At 71.2% G+C, this 17,811-nt stretch carries 15 protein-coding genes and 1 tRNA gene; 3 read left to right on the top strand and 13 right to left on the bottom strand.

Annotated features, from left to right (window positions below):
* Positions 1 to 4: 4 nt before the first annotated feature.
* The 8 genes from SCMU_RS06455 to SCMU_RS06420 all read right to left on the bottom strand — a co-directional run bounded on the left by SCMU_RS06455 (position 5) and on the right by SCMU_RS06420 (position 7,971).
* Positions 5 to 2,386, bottom strand: coding sequence for an ATP-binding protein (locus SCMU_RS06455; protein WP_229232197.1), 2,382 nt, complete (start codon positions 2,384 to 2,386; stop codon positions 5 to 7).
* A gap of 231 nt (positions 2,387 to 2,617) precedes the next feature.
* Entirely contained in the window at positions 2,618 to 3,205 is a 588-nt protein-coding gene (gene pth / locus SCMU_RS06450; protein ID WP_229232951.1) for an aminoacyl-tRNA hydrolase, read from the bottom strand.
* A 97-nt stretch (positions 3,206 to 3,302) separates the two neighbouring features.
* On the bottom strand, positions 3,303 to 3,908 hold the full coding sequence (locus SCMU_RS06445) for a 50S ribosomal protein L25/general stress protein Ctc (protein WP_229232196.1): 606 nt from the start codon (positions 3,906 to 3,908) through the stop codon (positions 3,303 to 3,305).
* 307 nt (positions 3,909 to 4,215) lie between these two features.
* Positions 4,216 to 5,196 carry a ribose-phosphate diphosphokinase gene (locus SCMU_RS06440; RefSeq protein ID WP_229232195.1) on the bottom strand — a complete coding sequence of 327 codons (981 nt, stop codon included), beginning with the start codon at positions 5,194 to 5,196 and terminating at the stop codon, positions 4,216 to 4,218.
* The gene (glmU, locus tag SCMU_RS06435; RefSeq protein ID WP_274602934.1) at positions 5,197 to 6,750 is read right to left on the bottom strand and encodes a bifunctional UDP-N-acetylglucosamine diphosphorylase/glucosamine-1-phosphate N-acetyltransferase GlmU; all 1,554 of its coding nucleotides are present in this window, start codon (positions 6,748 to 6,750) and stop codon (positions 5,197 to 5,199) included. It abuts the gene before it with no gap.
* A 69-nt stretch (positions 6,751 to 6,819) separates the two neighbouring features.
* Positions 6,820 to 6,891 (bottom strand) — tRNA-Gln (locus tag SCMU_RS06430).
* Between the two features lie 153 nt (positions 6,892 to 7,044).
* Positions 7,045 to 7,704 (bottom strand): DedA family protein, encoded by a 660-nt coding sequence (locus SCMU_RS06425; RefSeq protein WP_229232194.1) that lies wholly within the window; start codon positions 7,702 to 7,704, stop codon positions 7,045 to 7,047.
* Between the two features lie 69 nt (positions 7,705 to 7,773).
* Positions 7,774 to 7,971, bottom strand: a complete 198-nt coding sequence (locus tag SCMU_RS06420) for a hypothetical protein (RefSeq protein WP_229232193.1) — start codon at positions 7,969 to 7,971, stop codon at positions 7,774 to 7,776.
* A gap of 246 nt (positions 7,972 to 8,217) precedes the next feature.
* Between SCMU_RS06420 and SCMU_RS06415 the strand changes: the two genes are divergently transcribed.
* Entirely contained in the window at positions 8,218 to 8,712 is a 495-nt protein-coding gene (locus SCMU_RS06415) for a VanZ family protein (RefSeq protein WP_229232192.1), read from the top strand.
* 297 nt (positions 8,713 to 9,009) lie between these two features.
* A complete protein-coding gene (locus SCMU_RS06410; protein WP_229232191.1) occupies positions 9,010 to 10,371 on the top strand; it encodes an HNH endonuclease in 1,362 nt (453 codons plus the stop codon).
* 80 nt (positions 10,372 to 10,451) lie between these two features.
* Here SCMU_RS06410 and SCMU_RS06405 read toward each other — a convergent pair whose 3' ends face one another.
* The 5 genes from SCMU_RS06405 to SCMU_RS06380 all read right to left on the bottom strand — a co-directional run bounded on the left by SCMU_RS06405 (position 10,452) and on the right by SCMU_RS06380 (position 16,615).
* A complete protein-coding gene (locus SCMU_RS06405) occupies positions 10,452 to 12,326 on the bottom strand; it encodes an ABC-F family ATP-binding cassette domain-containing protein (RefSeq protein ID WP_229232190.1) in 1,875 nt (624 codons plus the stop codon).
* Positions 12,327 to 12,384: 58 nt separating this feature from the next.
* Positions 12,385 to 13,350: a 4-(cytidine 5'-diphospho)-2-C-methyl-D-erythritol kinase gene (locus SCMU_RS06400; RefSeq protein WP_229232189.1), complete on the bottom strand. Its 966-nt coding sequence runs from the start codon at positions 13,348 to 13,350 to the stop codon at positions 12,385 to 12,387.
* 10 nt (positions 13,351 to 13,360) lie between these two features.
* On the bottom strand, positions 13,361 to 14,254 hold the full coding sequence (gene rsmA, locus SCMU_RS06395) for a 16S rRNA (adenine(1518)-N(6)/adenine(1519)-N(6))-dimethyltransferase RsmA (protein WP_229232188.1): 894 nt from the start codon (positions 14,252 to 14,254) through the stop codon (positions 13,361 to 13,363).
* Positions 14,255 to 14,316: 62 nt separating this feature from the next.
* Positions 14,317 to 15,504 carry a resuscitation-promoting factor gene (locus tag SCMU_RS20715; RefSeq protein ID WP_274602933.1) on the bottom strand — a complete coding sequence of 396 codons (1,188 nt, stop codon included), beginning with the start codon at positions 15,502 to 15,504 and terminating at the stop codon, positions 14,317 to 14,319.
* 148 nt (positions 15,505 to 15,652) lie between these two features.
* Entirely contained in the window at positions 15,653 to 16,615 is a 963-nt protein-coding gene (locus tag SCMU_RS06380) for a TatD family hydrolase (protein ID WP_229232187.1), read from the bottom strand.
* 137 nt (positions 16,616 to 16,752) lie between these two features.
* Between SCMU_RS06380 and SCMU_RS06375 the strand changes: the two genes are divergently transcribed.
* Positions 16,753 to 17,811, top strand: coding sequence for an AAA family ATPase (locus SCMU_RS06375; RefSeq protein WP_229232186.1), 1,059 nt, complete (start codon positions 16,753 to 16,755; stop codon positions 17,809 to 17,811).

The following is a 17,811-nucleotide window of genomic DNA, read 5'->3' as shown; positions in this document are numbered from 1 at the left end:
CCGGTCAAGGGCCACTGCCGCGCAGCGTGCCTCGAGGGCGTCGAGCTCGAGGCCGGGCCGCGAGGTCCGCCGCCGCGGTGAGGTCCTCGAGGCTGCCCGTGCGGGTGCCACGCGCCAGGAGGCCGCCGATCTCCGCGAGCTGACCCTGCCGGTGCCGGCACACCTCCTCGAGGAGGCGCAGCTCGTCGGGGTGTGCCTCCACCGTGGCGCCGACGAGCTTGATACCCGCCGGGTTCCACCGGCCGTGGGCGATGTCCGAGCGCGCGGAGGCAACGAGTCTCGCCGCGGCGTGCGCGTCCCCGATCCACCGGCGCGCCATGTCGGAGCAGAAGTCGGTGTAGAACACGGTGCGGTACGCGGCCGGCCGCTCGCACGCGTCCAGCTTGGTCAGCCACGCGCGCGCCGACGCGGCGTCGCCCTCCTGGGCGCACGCGAACGCGGCCGCCGCGTACGCGAGCCCGAGCCACCGTGCGGCCGGGCTCCGCTCGAGCAGTGCGATGGCGGCGAGGAGGGAGCCGAGCGCCTCGTGCCCGCGGCCCGCGTAGACGAGCGCGAGCCCCATCGCGAGCTCCACGGACGGCCCCGAGGTCCGCACGTAGTGGGACGAGACCTGGGGCGTGGCCCGCAGCACGGCAAGGGCCTGGCGCCAGTGCCCGTTGTACAGGAGGACATCGAAGGCGCGGGTCGCGAAGGCCTGGCGCACCCGGACCGACCCGCTCGCGAGGCTGATCTGGGACGTGAGCTCGTGCAGGAGGGCGAGGCCGTCGCGCTCCCTGCCGAGGACCGTGAGGGCCTCCATCAGGATGCTCGCAGCAATGAGCCGTACGTCCTCGTCCACCGGATGGCCCTGGCTGACGGTCGCCTCGAGGCGGTCCACGATCCGTCCGAACTCCCCGAGGAACGCCCAGTACTCGAACTCCGCCAAGTCAAGGATCGCGGACGCCTTGCGCGCCTCGACATCCGATCCCGCGCCCGTCCCCGCGCACAGGAGGAGCAGGCCCCGGGTCTCATCGAGGAACCCAGGGGTCTCGTCGGACCGATCCGGGACCCAGCGCAGCGCGGCCGCCTTGACGGATGCGAACGTGGCCAGCGCCACGGGCCCGCTGGTGTAGAGATCCGCCTCGCTCACCTGATCGAGGCATGCGAGCGCCTGGTGCGGCAGCTGGAGGACGAGGAGGGCGCTGGCCCTGAGTCGCTGGACCGTGGGCCACGTGGCCGCGTCCCGCTCGATGTCGTCGAGGCATTCGAGCGCGAACTTCGCGTCGTAGAGGCGCAGCGACTCGGCCGCCGCGGCGATCGCGTGCCCGGTGGGCAGGCGCGCATGGCACTCACGGGTCCACGCAGCGAGACCGAGGAGCTCGAAGTGCGTGATCACCTCGAGCGGCGGCACACCGTCGGCCAGCAGGAGGTTCCGCAGCTCGCGGCGGCGCGGGACCGACAGCCACCCGCGCACCACCTCACCGATCAGCGGGTCGGTGAGGGCGACGGAGTGGCGCCCGGTCTCCTCGATCGCAATGAGGCCCTCCCTCTCCATCCGGGCCAGGTCCTCGTGCCCGAACGCCGCCGTGAGCCGCGCGAGCGGAATGCGGCGGGCGCACGCGAGCGCCTCGATGATGGCCTGCACCCCTGCGGGAAGCCGCTCGATGCGTGCCCGCACGAGGTCGTCGAGCTGGCGGATCCCGCCCGTGTCAGCCCCGGGCGCGAGGACCCACACGCCGTCGGCCGCGTCGAGGTCTCCCCGCGTGAGGAGCTCGGCGACGGTGAGGAAGGCCACCTGCGGGTTGCCGCGGGAAAGCGCCTGGAGCTGCAGTCCCACGGTCTGCGGGACAATCCCGCCGAGGAGGTCCCGGAGCCCCGCGAGCATCGCCTCGGCGGACAGCGGGGCCAGCGGGACCTCCCGCAGCCGCTGCTCCGCGAGCATCCAGTGGAAGTCCGCGGGCAGGTCGCTCGCGCGGTCGGCGACCACGACGACCTTCGCGGTGCCGGTCACCATGATGTTCACGAGCGTCGCCGTGCTCAGCTCGTCCAGGTTGTTCGAGGTCTCGAGGGACATGACGGCGGGCCGGCCGCCGGCGTCGGCCGCGAGCAGGCCCATGATGCCGCGCATGATGGTGCCCGGATCGTCCTGGGCATCCTCCGGCAGCCTCGCGAGGAGGACGGCGAGCGCCCCGTACGGCGTCTCCGTCCCCACGATGGTGCTGCGCAGGCGCACCGTGTGATGGGTCGATTCCAGCTCGCTGAGCAGCACCGAGGCGACCGAGGACTTGCCGAAGCTCGCGTCCCCGGTGATCACCACGCCGAAGGTACTCGGATCCGACAAGGCCTCGAGCGCATCCGCGATCTCGTTCGCGCGCACCACACGCGCCCACGCCAGACGGTCACCCACGCGCGACCGCGCCTCTTGGACCAAGTGCCCGTCGCCGGACACACCCAGCCGCATCCCCATAGAACCTCCGCAGACATCGCGTCGGTGTGTCCCCCACCAGACCTTTGCTCGGGCCCACGATACCGCGCTCCCGCCCGCGCGGGCAGGACCGGACGTCACATTCCGCGCGGGCAGCACCGGACGTCCGCCCGCGGCGCCGTGCCAGGACCGGCGCCCGCTCAGGGCAGGCGACTAGGCCTTGGCCGGATGGAACTTCTGCTGGGCCGCCGCGAGGCCGTCCCGCGCGAGCGTTTCGACGGCGTCGGCCGCCTCGTCAGTGAGGAAGGGCAGCTCCTTGCGCTCCGCCGCGGCGAAGTCGCGGAGCACGAAGTCGGCCGCGTCCATGCGGCCGGGCGGGCGGCCCACGCCGACCCGGACGCGGAGGTAGTCCTTCGTGCCGAGCGCCTTGGAGATGTCCCGCAGCCCGTTGTGGCCGCCCTCTCCCCCGCCGAGCTTGAGCCGGACCGTGTTGAACGGGATGTCGAGCTCGTCATGCACCGCGACCACGTGGGCGGGGTCGATCCCGTAGTACTTCGCGAGGGATGATGTGGGCCCGCCGGAGACGTTCATATAGGTCAGCGGCTTGGCCAGCACGGCGCGGGGCCCGCCGACCCAGAGTCGTCCCTCGAGCACCACGGCACGGGCTCCCTTGTGCGCCGCGAACTTCCCTCCCATGCGGGAGGCCAGCTCATCGAGGACCATCTGGCCCACGTTGTGCCGGTTTCCGCTGTACTCGGGCCCGGGATTGCCCAGGCCCACGATGAGCCACGTGTCGCTCACGGCTTGTCCCTTCTCGCGCGCTGTCACGCAGAAACGCTTCTCAGGCAGAACGACGGCCCGCCCCGTGAGGGGGCGGGCCGTCGCGGTGGCCTGCTGCCTACTCGGCGGACTCTTCGGCCGGAGCCTCGGCCGGGGCGGCCTCGCCCTCTGCGGCCTCCTCCTCGGCCGCGGCGGCCGGTTCGGAGACGTTGACCACGAGGGTCTCGGCGTCGGTGAGGAGCGTGACGCCCTTCGGGAGCTCGATGTCCGAGGCATGGACGTGCTGGCCGGCCTCGCGGCCCTCGACGCTGACCTCGAGCGCGGTCGGCAGGTGGGTCGCCTCGGCCTCGACGGAGACGGTCATGGCCTCCTGGTTCGCGACGGCGCCCGCGACGACCTCGCCCGTGACGTGCACGGGGATGTCCACGGTGACCTTCTCGCCGCGCTTGACCGTGAGGAGGTCGATGTGCTCGATGGTCTGGCGGACGGCGTTGCGCTGGACGTCCTTGACGAGGGCGAGGTGCTCCTCGCCGGCGATGTCGAGCGTGAGGAGGGCGTTCGCGACGCGGAGCGCGAGGGTGGTCTCGCGGCCCGGGAGGGCGACGTGGAGCGGGTCGGCGCCGTGGCCGTAGACGACGGCGGGGATCTTGCCGGCAACGCGGGTGCGGCGGGCGTAGCCCTTGCCGAACTCGGTGCGGACTTCAGCTGCGAGCTTCTCGCTCATGGTGTCTCCTTCAGTATCGGATGCAGTCGTTCGAATGCAATGGCGCGAGGTCTGCACGACCTCCAGCGCGTGCCGAAGGAATTCCAGACCCAGTCGATGACGGAGGACGCCAACTCGTGCCGGCCGCCTCCCTCGCCAAGGTTCGCCGTCCATCCTACCAGCTGCGCAGAGCCCCCTGAGCCCGCTGGGCTGGGTTCCGCTGCGCACAGGTGCGCGACGCACGACGGCGCCGTCCCGCCTGAGGTGGGGACGGCGCCGTCGTGCGCGGGCACGTGCGTGCCGCGGGTGCGTGCAGCGACCGGAGCGCTTAGCTCCGGCCGTCGAAGAGGCTCGTGACAGAGCCGTCGTCGAAGACCTCGTGGATGGCGCGCGCGATGAGCGGGGCGATCGAGAGCACGGTCAGGGACTCGAAGCGCTTCTCGGCCGGGATCGGGAGGGTGTTCGTGACGACGACCTCGCGGGCCCCGCACTCGGCGAGGCGCTGCGCCGCCGGGTCCGAGAAGACCGCGTGCGTCGCGGCGATGATCACCGAGCGGGCGCCGGCGTTCTCCAGGACCGAGACGGCGCCCGAGATCGTGCCGCCCGTGTCGATCATGTCGTCGATGAGGACGCAGTCGCGGCCCTCGATCTGGCCCACGACCGTCTTGGAGACGGCCGAGTTCGGCACGTTGACGTCCCGCATCTTGTGCACGAACGCGAGCGGGGCGCCCCCGAGCCGCTCGGCCCACTGCTCCGCCACGCGCACGCGGCCCGTGTCCGGGGAGACGACCGTGACCTTGCCCAGCTCCACGCGGGTGCGGACGTAGTCGGCCAGCAGCGGGATCGCCATGAGGTGGTCCACCGGGCCGTCGAAGAAGCCCTGGATCTGCGCCGTGTGCAGGTCCACGCTCATGAGGCGGTCCGCGCCGGCCGTCTTGTACAGGTCCGCCATGAGGCGGGCCGAGATCGGCTCGCGGCCGCGGTGCTTCTTGTCCTGGCGCGCGTACGGGTAGAACGGGGACACCACGGTGATCCGCTTCGCGCTCGCCCGCTTGAGCGAATCGATCATGATGAGCTGCTCCATGATCCAGTTGTTGATGGGCGCAGGGTGCGCCTGGATCACGAACGCGTCGGTGCCGCGCACGCTGTCCTCGAACCGGACGTACGTCTCGCCGTTGGCGAAGTCGTAGGCCGAGGTCGGCAGGAGCTCCGTGCCGAGCTCCTTGGCGATCTCCTGGGCGAGCTCCGGGTGGGCTCGCCCGGAGGCGAGCACCAGGCGCTTCTCGCCGTGGGCCGTGATCTCGGTCATCTACTTGGCCTCTTCTTTCTCGGTGGGGGTAGCGGCGGAGGAAGTCTGTGCGCCGTGCTCTGCGGCGGCCGCGGACGGCGAGCCGGGCCGGTGCGATGCGGTCCAGCCCTCGGCGTTGCGCTGCGGGGAGACGGAGAGCGCGAGCGCGCCGGCGGGCACGTCCTTGCGCACGATCGCGCCGGCGGCGGTGTACGCCCCGTCGCCCACGGTCACGGGCGCCACGAACACGGTGTTGGAACCGGTGCGGACGTGGGCGCCGATCACGGTGCGGTGCTTGTTGACGCCGTCGTAGTTCGCGGTGATGTTGCCGCACCCGATGTTGGCGCCCTCGCCGATCTCGGCGTCCCCCGCGTAGCCGAGGTGTGAGAGCTTCGCGCCGCGGCCGATCACGGCGTTCTTCGTCTCGTAGAACGCGCCGATCTTGCCCTCGGGGCCGAGCTTCGTGCCCGGGCGGAGGTAGGTGAACGGGCCCACCGTGGCGCCCGCGCCGATCTCGGCCTTCGTGCCGTCCGTGCGCTTGACTGTGGCGCCCTCCCTCACGAGGCAGTCGGTCAGCGTCGTGTCGGGGCCGATCACGGCGTCCCGCTGAACGGACGTGGCGCCGTGCAGCTGGGTGTTCGGCTTGATCGTGACGTCCTCGGCGAGCTGCACGGTCGCGTCGATCCAGGTGGTGGCCGGGTCGATGACCGTGACGCCGGCACGCATCCACCTCTCGACGGTGCGGCGGTTGTGCTCGGCGGCGAGTGCCTGCAGCTGGACGCGGTCGTTCGCGCCCTCGACCTGCCAGCGGTCGGTCGTGGCGAGCGCCGAGACGCGCCCCCCTGCCTCGCGGGCGATCGCCAGCACGTCCGTGAGGTACTTCTCGCCCTGGGCGTTGTCCGTGGTGACCTGCTTGAGCGCGTCCCGCAGCACCCCGGCGTCGAACGCGTAGATGCCGGAGTTGACCTCGCGGATCGCGCGCTCCTCCTCGGTGGCGTCCTTGTGCTCGCGGATGCCGGACACGGTGCCGTCCGCCTCGCGGAGGATCCGGCCATAGCCGGCCGCGTCATCGAGGACCGCAGTCAGGACGGTCGCGGCGTTGCCGTCCGCCTCATGCTCCGCGACGAGGTCCGTCAGGAGCGCCGTGGTGAGGAGCGGCACGTCGCCGTAGGTCACCACGACGGTCCCGGACACCGGTGCCTGCGCATCGAGCGCGTCGAGGGCCACCTCCACGGCGCGCCCGGTACCGGGCACCTCGTCCTGGTCGACGATGAGGACGTCCGCGTCGTGCCCGATGATGTGCTCGGCCACCAGGTCCCGCTCGTGGCGCACGACGGCGGCGAGCCGCTGCGGCGCGAGGCCCCGCGCGGCGTCGAGCGCGTGGGTGACCATCGAGCGGCCACCGAGCGGGTGGAGGATCTTGGGGGTCCGGGACTTCATGCGCGTCCCGGCGCCGGCCGCCAGGACGATGACCGCCGCGGGCCCGTGCTGGTGCTGCTCCTGTGCGGACGCCTGAACGTGTTCGTGTTCCTGCTCGTGGGCCGCTGCGCTCTGTCCGGGGGTCTCCGCATTCACTGTCGCTGGCTCTCCTGTCGCGAATCGGCTGGCGCGAGTGGGGCTGCCGGCCATTCTAGCCGGGCCTCGTTCCGCCCCTAGGATTCGAACCTAGACTGCACGGCTCCAAAGGCCGGCGTGCTGCCATTACACCAGGGCGGAGTGCGCGCCTGCCCTCGGCGAGGGCGGGCGCGGCACAATGTCCAATTCTGCCACGGATGGCCGCACGAGGATGGCACACGTGGACCCCCTGAGCCCCCGCGCCCGGAAAGCGTGCGGTGGCCGGGCACCTCGTCAACCTCCTACGGAACGGCCTCACTGGCCTTCAGAGGGACCCGGCGCTGGTCGATCCCTGAACTCGCGCTCGTCCCGGCGCTCCCTGCGGCCCTTGCGGACGCGCCACACAACGAGCGCGATCACCGCGATCACGAGCACAATCGCGGCGACATCCCGCCCGGCCGCCCCCGCGACGGCCTTGTAGGACGCGCCAGCGGCGAAGCCGAGCAGCGTGAACCCCGCCCCCCAGACTGCCCCGCCGAGGGAGTTGAACGCGAGGAACCGCGGGTAGTGCATCTGGGATGCTCCCGCGAGGGCAGGTGTCATCGCCCTCAGGAAGGCCACGAAGCGTCCCAAGAAGACGGCCCAGCCGCCTCGCACGCGCAGGAACTCCTGGGCGTGCTCGAGCTTCTTGCGGTGCCGGTCGAAGGCCCGCAGTCCGAACAGCCGCGGACCCAGATGCTTGCCGACCTCGTAGCCCACCGTGTCGCCGACGATCGCGGCCACCACGACGAGGGGCACCATGACCCAGATGTCCGCCGTCCCCTGATTGGCCACCACGCCCCCGAGCACCGCCGCCGTCTCGCCGGGAATCACGAAACCGACGAAGATCGCGTCCTCGGCGAAGACGAACGCGAACACGAGCAGGTATGCCAGCACGGGCGGCATGGACAGGATGGCGTCGACAATGGTGGCCACCCGGCCGATCCTAGGCGCCCCATCTGAAAGCATCCAGAAGACGCACGACGGCGGGCGGTCGCCTCGCGCTCAGCGCAGGTCGACGGCTGCTGCGTCCGTGCGGTGCACCATGTGGCGGCCTTGGCCGCCGTCCTCGATCACCCAGAGGACGGAGCCGTCCGGGGCAACCGCGTCGACTGTTCCCACAACTATGAGCCTCCCGGGAGCCGTGACAGTGACGGGATCTCCCGGCACCACGGTCGTGAAGTCGTCGTTCCGCCCACTCATGCGAGTCCCCTTCCGCTCGGCAGCCTCGGCTGGCCGACGTGGCGCCAACGGCCCGAGGCTACGGTCGCCAGGTGCCTCCACGGTGACGGCAAGGTGAATCTTCGAGGTTCACAGGAGGAGGCTCACAGGAGCACGACAGGTTCCCTCTGTACCGTCCTGCTGATGGGCGTACAAGCGAAACCCGCCGCGGTCACGGATGATGCGCCGAGTTGGCGACTCGCCACGAACCGGGCGAAGGCGGAGACCGTGGCCATCTTCGCCGTCTTCGCCCTTTACGCGGCTTTCCTGCTGAAGCTGCTTCTCTTCTCCCGTGCCCCGGGCTCGGAGAGATCGATCAACCTCATCCCGTTCGCGAGTATCGCCGAGTATGCGTTCAACCACTCTCACGGGATCGAGAAAGTGGCGTTCGCCAACGTCGTCGGGAACATCCTGATCTTCATCCCGCTCGGAGTCTACGCATCGTGGCTCCGGCATCGTGCGGCCGCATGGCTGACCTTGCTCACGGTCGCCTCGGTCAGTGTCGCCGTAGAGATCCTCCAGGGCGTGTTCGCGGTTGGAGCATCGGACATCGACGACGTGATCCTGAACTGCGCCGGAGGACTCCTGGGGATGCTCGCCTTCTGGCTGCTGTCCGCGATCCTGCGTGAGCGATCCCGAGTGCGGACTGCGATGGCACTGCTGTCACTGCTTTCGATGCCCGTCTGGTGCTACCTCTTGTTCGTCATCCGACTGCACATGTGACACAACCACCGGGCTCCTTGGCTTCGATTCCTGTTCAATCCACTCCTGTTCGATCGACTCTGACCATTACTCTATCAATTCGAAGTTATCTTCGATAGACTGGCTTTGAGCACTCGATCAGTCGGGTGACCCTGATCAGTCGAGCGAAGCGGGGTGCTGGCCGTGGGTCCTCTGGACAAGCCGGAAGGCGCGCCGTCGCCTTCGGTTGGCAACGAGGAGCTCGCCGTCTGGGCGCGACGGCTAGCGGCTGGGAGCCTCTGGGACGCGCCGATCAGCGGGGCGCAAGCGGGGCCACGGATGACGGGCGGCGAGCTGATCGACCGGGTCCAGCTGCTCGAACACCTTTCCTCGGCCATCGCCGCGGAGCATGCACGCACGGCCGCTGCGTTCTCCGACCTGTGCCACGGTCGCGCCGGCACCTCCGGGGAGGACACCGCCCGTGAGCGGCGGGCGCGAGTTCGGTCCGTCGGCGGCCAGATCGCTCTTGCCCGCAAGGCAGCCCCCGCCCGCGGGCGGCGCATCGTCGAGCTCTCCGAGATCCTCGTCCACGACATGCCCCACACCCATCGCGCCCTCGCCCAAGGCACGCTCACCGAAGACCGCGCGTTCACCCTCGTCGGCGCCACCCGCCCACTCACCCGCGAGGACCGCGCCGACGTGGATCGCCGGCTCTGCGCCGAGCCCGCCCGCATCGCCCACCTCGGCGACCGCGCCCTCGAGGACGCCGCGCGCCGCGCCGTGGAGGACGTCGACGCTGGCGCCGCCGCCGAACGCATCCGCCGCGCCGAGGCGGACCGCCATGTCTCGCTCCGCCGCCTCCCCGACGCCATGGCCAAGGTCACCGCGATCCTTCCCGTCACCGGGGCCATGGCCGTCCGCGAAGCCCTCAAGGCCGCCGCAGAGGCTGCCAAGGCTGCCGGCGACCCGCGCGCCCTCGGCCAGCTCGCTGCCGATACCCTCGTGGAACGAACCACCGGGCTCGCCGACGCCGGCCGAGTCCCCCTGCGCATCTCGCTCGTCATGACCGACCGCACCCTCTTGGCCGGAGACGCAGAACCCGCCGTACTGCCCGGCTACGGCACCGTCCCAGCCGACTTCGCCCGCGAACTCATCGACCGTGCCCTCGCAGGACCAGATGGCCACCCCGGCAGCGTCAGGCCTGAAGGCACGGCGCCCCTCAAGTCCCGGGAGAGGATCTGGCTCGAACGGCTCTACACCGCCCCCGGCGCCGGCCAGCTCATCGCCATGGACTCCAAGGCCCGGCTCTTCCCGGCCGCCATGGCCCGCTTCCTCAGGCTCCGTGACCACACCTGCCGCACCCCCTACTGCGACGCCCCCACCCAGCACATCGACCACGTTGTCGCCGCAGCCCAGGGCGGACCTACCACCATCGAGAACGGCCAATGCCTCTGCGCACTCTGCAACCTCACCAAGGAATCCCCCGGCTGGCGGCACACGACCACCGACCCCGGCCCCACACGCGAGGTTCAGGCACCCCCGGTCACCAGACGGATCACCGACGGCCGCGCGCGCAGTCGCCCGCAGCCCCAGCCGCGCGCACGGCACAGAACCGCACGGCACACCGTCGAGACCAGGACCCCGACCGGGCACACCTACGAGTCCACGCCACCCGGTCTGCCCGGCTCAGCCGACCCGTAGGCAAGACCATTCCGCGCGGCCCCCACCCTTCCCCGTGATCAGCGCCGCCCCGCCCTCAGCGCAGCCCCGCCCTCAGCGGCCTACTCGACGATCTCGGACGCCTCGAGCCAGGCCATCTCGAGCTCCTCCTTCTGCCCCAGGACGTCCTGGAGCTGGGTGTTGAGCTCGCCCAGGCGGGCGTAGTCCTCGGCGGAGTCGGCCATCTGCGCGTGGAGCTTCTCCTCCTGAGAAGTCAGCTTCGTGAGCTGGCGCTCGATCCGGGAGAGCTCCTTCCGGGCGTCGCGCTTCTCTGCCTCGCTGTACCGCGACGGCGCAGCCTCGGCCTGCGAGGAGGCCTGCGTGCCCGCCGCGGGAGAGCCCGCCTCAGGGGAGCCGGACGCCGCGGAGGCGGCCGCCGTCGTGCTCGCCGAGCCGCCAACGACGGACCGCTCCGCGGCGGCGAGCGCTTCCTCGCGCAGGGCAAGGTACTGGTCGACTCCACCGGGGAGGCCGCGGACCTTGCCATCGCCCAAGAGGGCGAGCTGGTGGTCGGTGACGCGTTCGAGGAGGTAGCGATCGTGGCTCACAACCACGAGCGTGCCGGGCCAGCCGTCGAGGACGTCCTCGACGGCCGCGAGAGTGTCGGTGTCGAGGTCGTTGGTGGGCTCGTCGAGCATGAGCACGTTGGGCTCCCCCACAAGGAGCCGCAGGAGCTGGAGTCGGCGCCGCTCGCCACCGGAGAGCTCCGAGACGCGGGTCCACTGCTTCTCGTTCGTGAAGCCGAGCTGCTCGACGAGCTGGCCGGCCGTGAGGTCCTTGCCCCCGACCGAGAAGGACTGCTTCTCTCGCTGGATGACCTCGACGACGCGCAGGTCCGCGACGTCATCGAGCTCCTTGGCGTCCTGGCTCAGGACCGCCGGAACGACCGTCTTGCCGCGCTTCACCCGGCCCGACGTTGGCTCGATCTCGCCGGAAAGGAGACGAAGAAGGGTGGACTTCCCGGCGCCGTTGACGCCGACGAGGCCGACCCGCTCGCCGGGAGCGAGGCGCAGGGTGACATTGTCCAGGATCGGCGTGTCCGCGCCGTCGAACGCGAGCGAGACCCCCTCGAGGTCGATGACGTCCTTCCCCAGCCGGGCCGTGGCCATCTTCGACAGCGCCACCGTGTCGCGGGGCTCGGGGACGTCCGCGATGAGGGCGTTGGCGGCCTCGATCCGGAACTTCGGCTTGGAGGTCCGCGCAGGCGCCCCACGGCGAAGCCACGCGAGCTCCTTCTTCATGAGGTTCTGGCGCTTGCCCTCCACGACGGCGGCCATCCGGTCCCGCTCGGCGCGGGCAAGGACGTACGCCGCATAGCCTCCCTCGAACGGGTCGACGATGCCGTCGTGGACCTCCCACGTGTCGGTGCAGACCTCGTCGAGGAACCAGCGGTCGTGCGTCACGACCAGAAAGGCACCCTCGTTGGCGCGCCAGCGGGTCTTGAGGTGCCGCGCGAGCCACGCGACGCCCTCGACGTCAAGGTGGTTGGTGGGCTCGTCGAGCATGATGACGTCGTGCGGCTCGATGAGCAGCTTGGCCAGCGCCACGCGGCGCTTCTGGCCGCCGGAGAGCGAGGAGACCTGGGCGTCCCAGTCGACGTCGGCGACGAGGCCGCCCATGATGTCGCGGATCTTGGCGTTCGAGGCCCACTCGTAGTCCGCGCGGTCGCCCACGATCGCGGTTCCCACGGTGAGGTCTCCGTCGAGCACGTCGGACTGGTCGAGGTAGCCGACGTTGACGTCTCGGCGCTTCGTGACGCGGCCGGCGTCCGGCGTGAGCCGCTGGGCGAGGAGGCGCATAAGCGTGGACTTCCCGTCGCCGTTGCGTCCCACGATCCCGATGCGGTCGCCCTCGTTGAGGCCCACCGTGACGCCGTCGAGCACCGTGCGCGTGCCGAAGGAGATGGCCAGGCTCTCGCCGCCGAGCAGGTGTGCCACAGGTGAAACGTCCTTTGCATGGACCGGAGGAGGGACGAGAGAAGCCTACCGCCGCGGCCTACAGGACGGTGTCGCTGACGATCCGTGCCCCCGGCACCGGACCATGCACGGCGAGCGCCTCGACGCCGCGGTGGGCGAGGTCCGCCGCGAGGTCGGCGGCAGCGTCGGCGTCGGACGCAAGAAGCGCGATGGTGGGCCCGGAGCCCGAGACAATCGAGGCGAGGGCCCCGTGGGAGTCCGCCCAGCCGAGGGTGTCGCGCAGCTGCGGCGCGAGGCAAATCGCCGCGCGCTGGAGGTCGTTGACGAGCAGGTGGGAGAGCCCGCCCGCGTCCCCGGTGCGGAGCGCGGCGAGGATCGCGGGCTCGACGTCGGTCGGTTCGGGCGCGCTGATGCCTTCCGCCTCGCGCAGGCGGTCCAGCTCGGCGAACACGCGTGGGGTGCTGAGGCCGAAGTCGGCCGGCACGAGCACCCAGTCGAACCGGCTCGTCGCGAGCGCGGGCGAGAGCTGGTCGCCGACGCCGAGCCCGACGGCGGCCCCGCCGAGGAGCGCGAACGGCACGTCGGCGCCGAGCTCGGCCGCGACGTGGGCGAGCTCCTCCTTGGACAGCCCGGAGCCCCACAGGGCATCGCACGCGAGGAGTGCCGCAGCGGCGTCGGCCGATCCCCCGCCCATGCCGCCGGCCACCGGGACGCGCTTCGTGATGGTGAGGTGGACGCCGGTGGGGCTCTCGGTCACCTCGGCCATGAGCCGGGCAGCCTTCACGGCGAGGTTGCGCTCGTCGAGGGGGATATCGAGCGCGTCGAGATCGAGCGTGCTGTCCGGGCCGAGGCTCACGGTGACACCCGGCTCGGACGTGGTTGTGGCCGTGACCTCCTCGAAGAGGGACACGGCAAGGTACACGCTGGCCACCGAGTGATACCCGTCGGGGCGGAGCGGGCCCACTTGCAACGAGACGTTGACCTTGCCGGGAGCCTTGACCCGCACAGATCGCGGGCGGCCGCCGCGGCCGGTGGGGGTGCGCATGGCCTCCACGCTAGCGGACCGTGCCCTGCTCGGCGTTCTCCTGCTGCACGTCCCTCTGCTCCGCGATCCGGGCGAAGTCCGCGACGCCGAGCACCTCGCCCCTCGCCTGCGGGTCCACGTCCGCGGCGCGCAGGATGCGCTCGGCGGCCGCTCCGGAGCCCGCCCAGCCGGACAGCGCGGCCCGCAGGGTCTTGCGACGCTGGGCGAACGCGGCGTCGATGACCGCGAAGACCTCCTCGCGGCGCGCGGTGGTGGCGGGCGGCTCGGTGCGCGCGAAGGCCACGAGGCCTGAGCTGATCTTGGGTGCCGGCCAGAAGACGTTCATGCCGATCACGCCGGCCTTGCGCATCGTGCCGTACCAGGCAGCCTTGACGCTGGGCACGCCGTAGATCTTGGATCCGGGCGCCGCGGCGAGCCGGTCGGCCACCTCGTCCTGGACCATGACGAGCCCGTGGCGCAGGCTGTCGAAGTGCTCGAGGAGGTGCAGCACCACGGGCACTGCGACGTTGTACGGCAGGTTGGCAACGATCGCCGTGGGCTCCTGTGGCAGCTCGGTCACCTTGAGCGCGTCGGAGAGCACCAGGTCGAAGCGGCCGACGGCGTCCGGTCGCCACCGCTTCACGGTCGCCGGGAGCTTCCCCGCCAGGACGGGGTCGATCTCGACCGCCACGACGCGTGCGGCCGCGTCGAGGAGGCCGAGCGTGAGCGAGCCGAGCCCGGGGCCGACCTCGAGCACCGTCTCGGACGGGTCGAGGTGGGCGGCGGAGACGATGCGGCGGATCGTGTTGCCGTCGATCACGAAGTTCTGCCCGAGCGTCTTGGTGGGCCGGATCCCGAGCTCCCCCGCGAGTGCGCGGATGTCCGCGGCGCCGAGGAGTGGGCGGGTTCCGGGGGCTTCAGTCACCCGAGCATCCTATCGGGACCGGGGCCCTGAACGGGCGGCCGCCGCGGGCCGCAGGATCGGCCTCAGCCGCCCACCACGTAGCGGCAGCCCCACGGGGCGAGCCCGGCCTTCGCGTAGTAGGTGTTGGCCACGGCGATCTGCTGCTCGCGGGTGGCGAGCGAGGCATTGGGGGCGTACTGGCCGCCGCCGTTGGCCATCCACGAGGAGATGTCGAACTGGAGGCCGCCGTAGTAGCCGTTGCCGGTGTTGGCAGCCCAGTTGCCGCTCGACTCGCATTGGGCGATCTTGTCCCACATGGCGCCGTTCATGACAGCAGGCGCGGCGGCACCGGTGTTCTGGCCGGCCGGAGCGGCAGCCGCCTTGGGCTTCGTGCCGACCAGGACCTTCTCCGTGACCGGGGCCTTGGTGATGTCCTGGGAGACGAGGGTGCGCTGCGCCTCACGGCCGTCCACGGTCACGAGCTGGTAGTGCTTCTCGACCGTGCCGTCAGCGCCCGCCTGCACGACCTTCGTGTCGCCGACAGTGAGGTCCGCGCTGTCGGTCTTCTCGCTGCTGAACGGGATGGCCTCGGTAGTGGTCGCCGCCGCGGAGGTGTCCACGCGGGTGACCTTGAGCGCCATGTTGGCCACGATCGGCGCGCTGCGCGGCGCGGAGACCTGGTCGGCCGGACCAGGGGTGAGTCCCAGCTCGGTGAGCAGGTCCGCGACGGTGGCGGCCGTCGTCGTGCGCGTCACCGGAGTTCCGTCGACGACGACGGTGACGTCCTTGGGCGTGGAGATCAGGATCGGCGCGGCGTCGGACTCGATGTGGGCCGAGCGGTCGAGCGAGGCGAAGGAGCCTGCAGGGAGGCCGAGCTGGCCCACGAGGCCGGCGACGTCGGAGGCGGTCGTGTCGACGGACCGCTGGGTGCCGTCGAGGTCCACGCTGACGTGCTTGGCCCGGCTCACCGTGACGACCGCGCCGTCCGTGATGCCCTCGCCGAGTGCCGGGCTGACCCTGTCCGCCGAGCCGACCTCCACTGCTGCGCTCTTCACAACCTCGTCCACCGTCGAGGCGAAGGTGGTGACCCTCGTGGCCTGGCCATCCACGTCGAGTGTGACGCTCTTGCCGTTCACCACGAACGCCGTCGTGCCGAGGGCGAGGGCGGCCACGATGGCGGCCTGGCCGGCGATGCGCACGGCAGAGCGGCGGGTGCTGAGGGGTGCTGACGGTGCGGGGCGGGCGGCGCGGCGCGCGGAGGGTCGGTTCACAAGTGTCCAATGCTCGGTCAATCCGGGCACCCCCCAGCCCCGGCCATCGAGGATTCACTGTAACCGAAACGTTATCGTCTGGTCCAAACGGTGACGAATGGGCCACATTCGAGAGCTGGCTCGCGGTATGCGGCTGCGCGCGCCGCCGTCAGTCCCAGGAGCCGTACGCTTCCTCGGTGTTCGCCGAGATCCGTGTGCAGAGCCCGGCCAGGTCCGCGCCGAGGACCTCGGCCATCGAACGGACGGTATAGGGGACCATGTAGCTCGCGTTGGGGCGGCCTCGGTACGGGTGCGGCGTGAGGAACGGCGAGTCGGTCTCGACGAGCACGCGGCTCGGCTCGGCGACCGCAAGGGCCCGGCGCAGGTTGTCCGCGTTCTTGAACGTGAACGTGCCCGCGAAGGAGAGGAACCAGCCGTTCTCGTTGCAGATCCGGGCGAGTTCCTCGTCCCCGGAGAAGCAGTGGAACACCACGCGCTCGGGAGCCCCCTCCTCGGCCAGGATCCTCACGACGTCCTCGTGGGCGTCACGGTCGTGGATCTGCAGCGTCTTGCCAAGGCGCTTGGCAAGGTCGATGTGCCAGCGGAACGAGTCGTGCTGGACCGCGAGCGCGTCGCCCTGGGAGCGGAAGTAGTCCAGGCCCGTCTCCCCAATCGCCCGCACGCGCGGGTGGCCCGCGAGCCGCTCGATCTCGGCGTAGGCGGCCTCGAGTTCCCCGCGGGCCGCGTAGCGTGGCGCATCGTTGGGGTGCAGGGCCACGGCACCGAGGAGCCGGGAGTCCGCGTCGAGCGCCTCGACCGTGAATCGGGAGGACTCCAGATCGCACCCCACCTGGACGGCGCGGTCCACGCCCACGGCCGCGGCGGCGTCGAGCGCTTCCTTCACGCCGACCTCGACGAGCCCGTCGCGGAAGTTCAAGTGGGTGTGGTTGTCCACCACGGGGACGGGGAGCGGCTCGGGCGCGGGCGGGTACTCGAGGCGGCGCTTGCGCCCCTCCTCGTCGGTTCTCGCACGGCGCCCGGACGACGGCGCGGGCTCGCCGTCGGCGGCTGGGCCCGCGGCGGCGTCGTGGTCGGTCCAGCGGTAGGCGAGCGGAGGGTGGGCGGAGCACATGGACTCCACTCTATAAAAGCGGCGACCCTAGCGGCGCGGCATAAAACGGGCGCTGCGGGTAACGTGGAGCTAGGCGTGACGCAGCGCACATCCTGAGGCGTTGGCGGCGCAACATGAGGCCCTTCGGGAGGGGACACATGGACGGTCACGACGTCGGGACGGACGAGCACCAGGCCACGGTCAGCCCCCTGCGGGCGGTCCATCAGGCTGGCCGGCCGGAGCCCATGGAGGCGGCCCGGTTCAAGTCCGCGTGCGAGCGGATCCTGGCCTCGATCGCCCAGGTCGTCGACGGCCAGGCGGACGCCGCCCGGCTGGCCCTCACCGTGCTGCTCGCGCAGGGCCACCTGCTCGTCGAGGACGTCCCCGGGGTGGGCAAGACGATGCTCGCCAAGACCCTCGCGCGGTCCATCGACTGCTCCGTCAGCCGCATCCAGTTCACCCCGGACCTCCTGCCGAGCGATGTCACGGGCGTGTCCATCTACAACCAGGCAACGCGGCAGTTCGAGTTCCGGCCCGGCGCGGTGTTCGCCAACATCGTGATCGGGGACGAGATCAACCGGGCCTCGGCCAAGACCCAATCGGCCCTGCTCGAGTGCATGGAGGAGCACCAGGTCACGGTGGACGGCACCTCGTATGCGCTCGGGGAACCGTTCATGGTGGTGGCCACGCAGAACCCGATCGAGATGGAGGGAACCTACCCGCTGCCCGAGGCCCAGCGGGACCGCTTCATGGCGCGCATCTCGATGGGCTATCCGGACGCCGCCGCCGAGGCGGAGATGCTCGAGAACCATCAGTCGGACTCGCCGCTGCTCAAGGTGGAGCCGGTGGTCGACGCCGCTGAGATCCGCTCGATGACCGCGACCGTGAAGGACGTCTTCGTCTCCGCCCCGGTCAAGGAGTACACGGTCGCCCTCGGCAGCGCGACCCGCACGAGCGAACGTCTCCGCCTCGGGGCCAGCCCCCGTGCGGTCCTGCAGCTCCTCCGCGCGGCCAAGGCGCGCGCTGCCCTCGCCGGCCGCGACTTCGTGCTCCCGGACGACGTCGCCGCGATGGCCCCCGCAGTCTTCACCCACCGCCTGGTCCTGGACCGCCGGGCGGCCGGCAGCGGGCTCACGGCGGCGGCCATCCTCCACGCCATCATCGAGTCCGTGCCGGTCCCGGCCGCGGGGGCGCCCGCAGCACGCCGGCGGGGCTAG

It is taken from the genome of Sinomonas cyclohexanicum (assembly GCF_020886775.1).
Classification (GTDB): domain Bacteria; phylum Actinomycetota; class Actinomycetes; order Actinomycetales; family Micrococcaceae; genus Sinomonas; species Sinomonas cyclohexanicum.
Note: the sequence above shows the minus strand (reverse complement) of the source record. Positions and strands in the feature narration are given on the sequence as shown.

Excerpts from the sequence above, each read along its gene's own strand:
- SCMU_RS06445 (WP_229232196.1), bottom strand. The coding sequence starts at position 3,908 with ATGAGCGAGAAGCTCGCAGCTGAAGTCCGCACCGAGTTCGGCAAGGGC.
- SCMU_RS06440 (WP_229232195.1), bottom strand. The coding sequence starts at position 5,196 with ATGACCGAGATCACGGCCCACGGCGAGAAGCGCCTGGTGCTCGCCTCC.
- SCMU_RS06420 (WP_229232193.1), bottom strand. The coding sequence starts at position 7,971 with ATGAGTGGGCGGAACGACGACTTCACGACCGTGGTGCCGGGAGATCCC.
- SCMU_RS06410 (WP_229232191.1), top strand. The coding sequence starts at position 9,010 with ATGACGGGCGGCGAGCTGATCGACCGGGTCCAGCTGCTCGAACACCTT.
- SCMU_RS06400 (WP_229232189.1), bottom strand. The coding sequence starts at position 13,350 with ATGCGCACCCCCACCGGCCGCGGCGGCCGCCCGCGATCTGTGCGGGTC.
- SCMU_RS06380 (WP_229232187.1), bottom strand. The coding sequence starts at position 16,615 with ATGTGCTCCGCCCACCCTCCGCTCGCCTACCGCTGGACCGACCACGAC.
- SCMU_RS06375 (WP_229232186.1), top strand. The coding sequence starts at position 16,753 with ATGGACGGTCACGACGTCGGGACGGACGAGCACCAGGCCACGGTCAGC.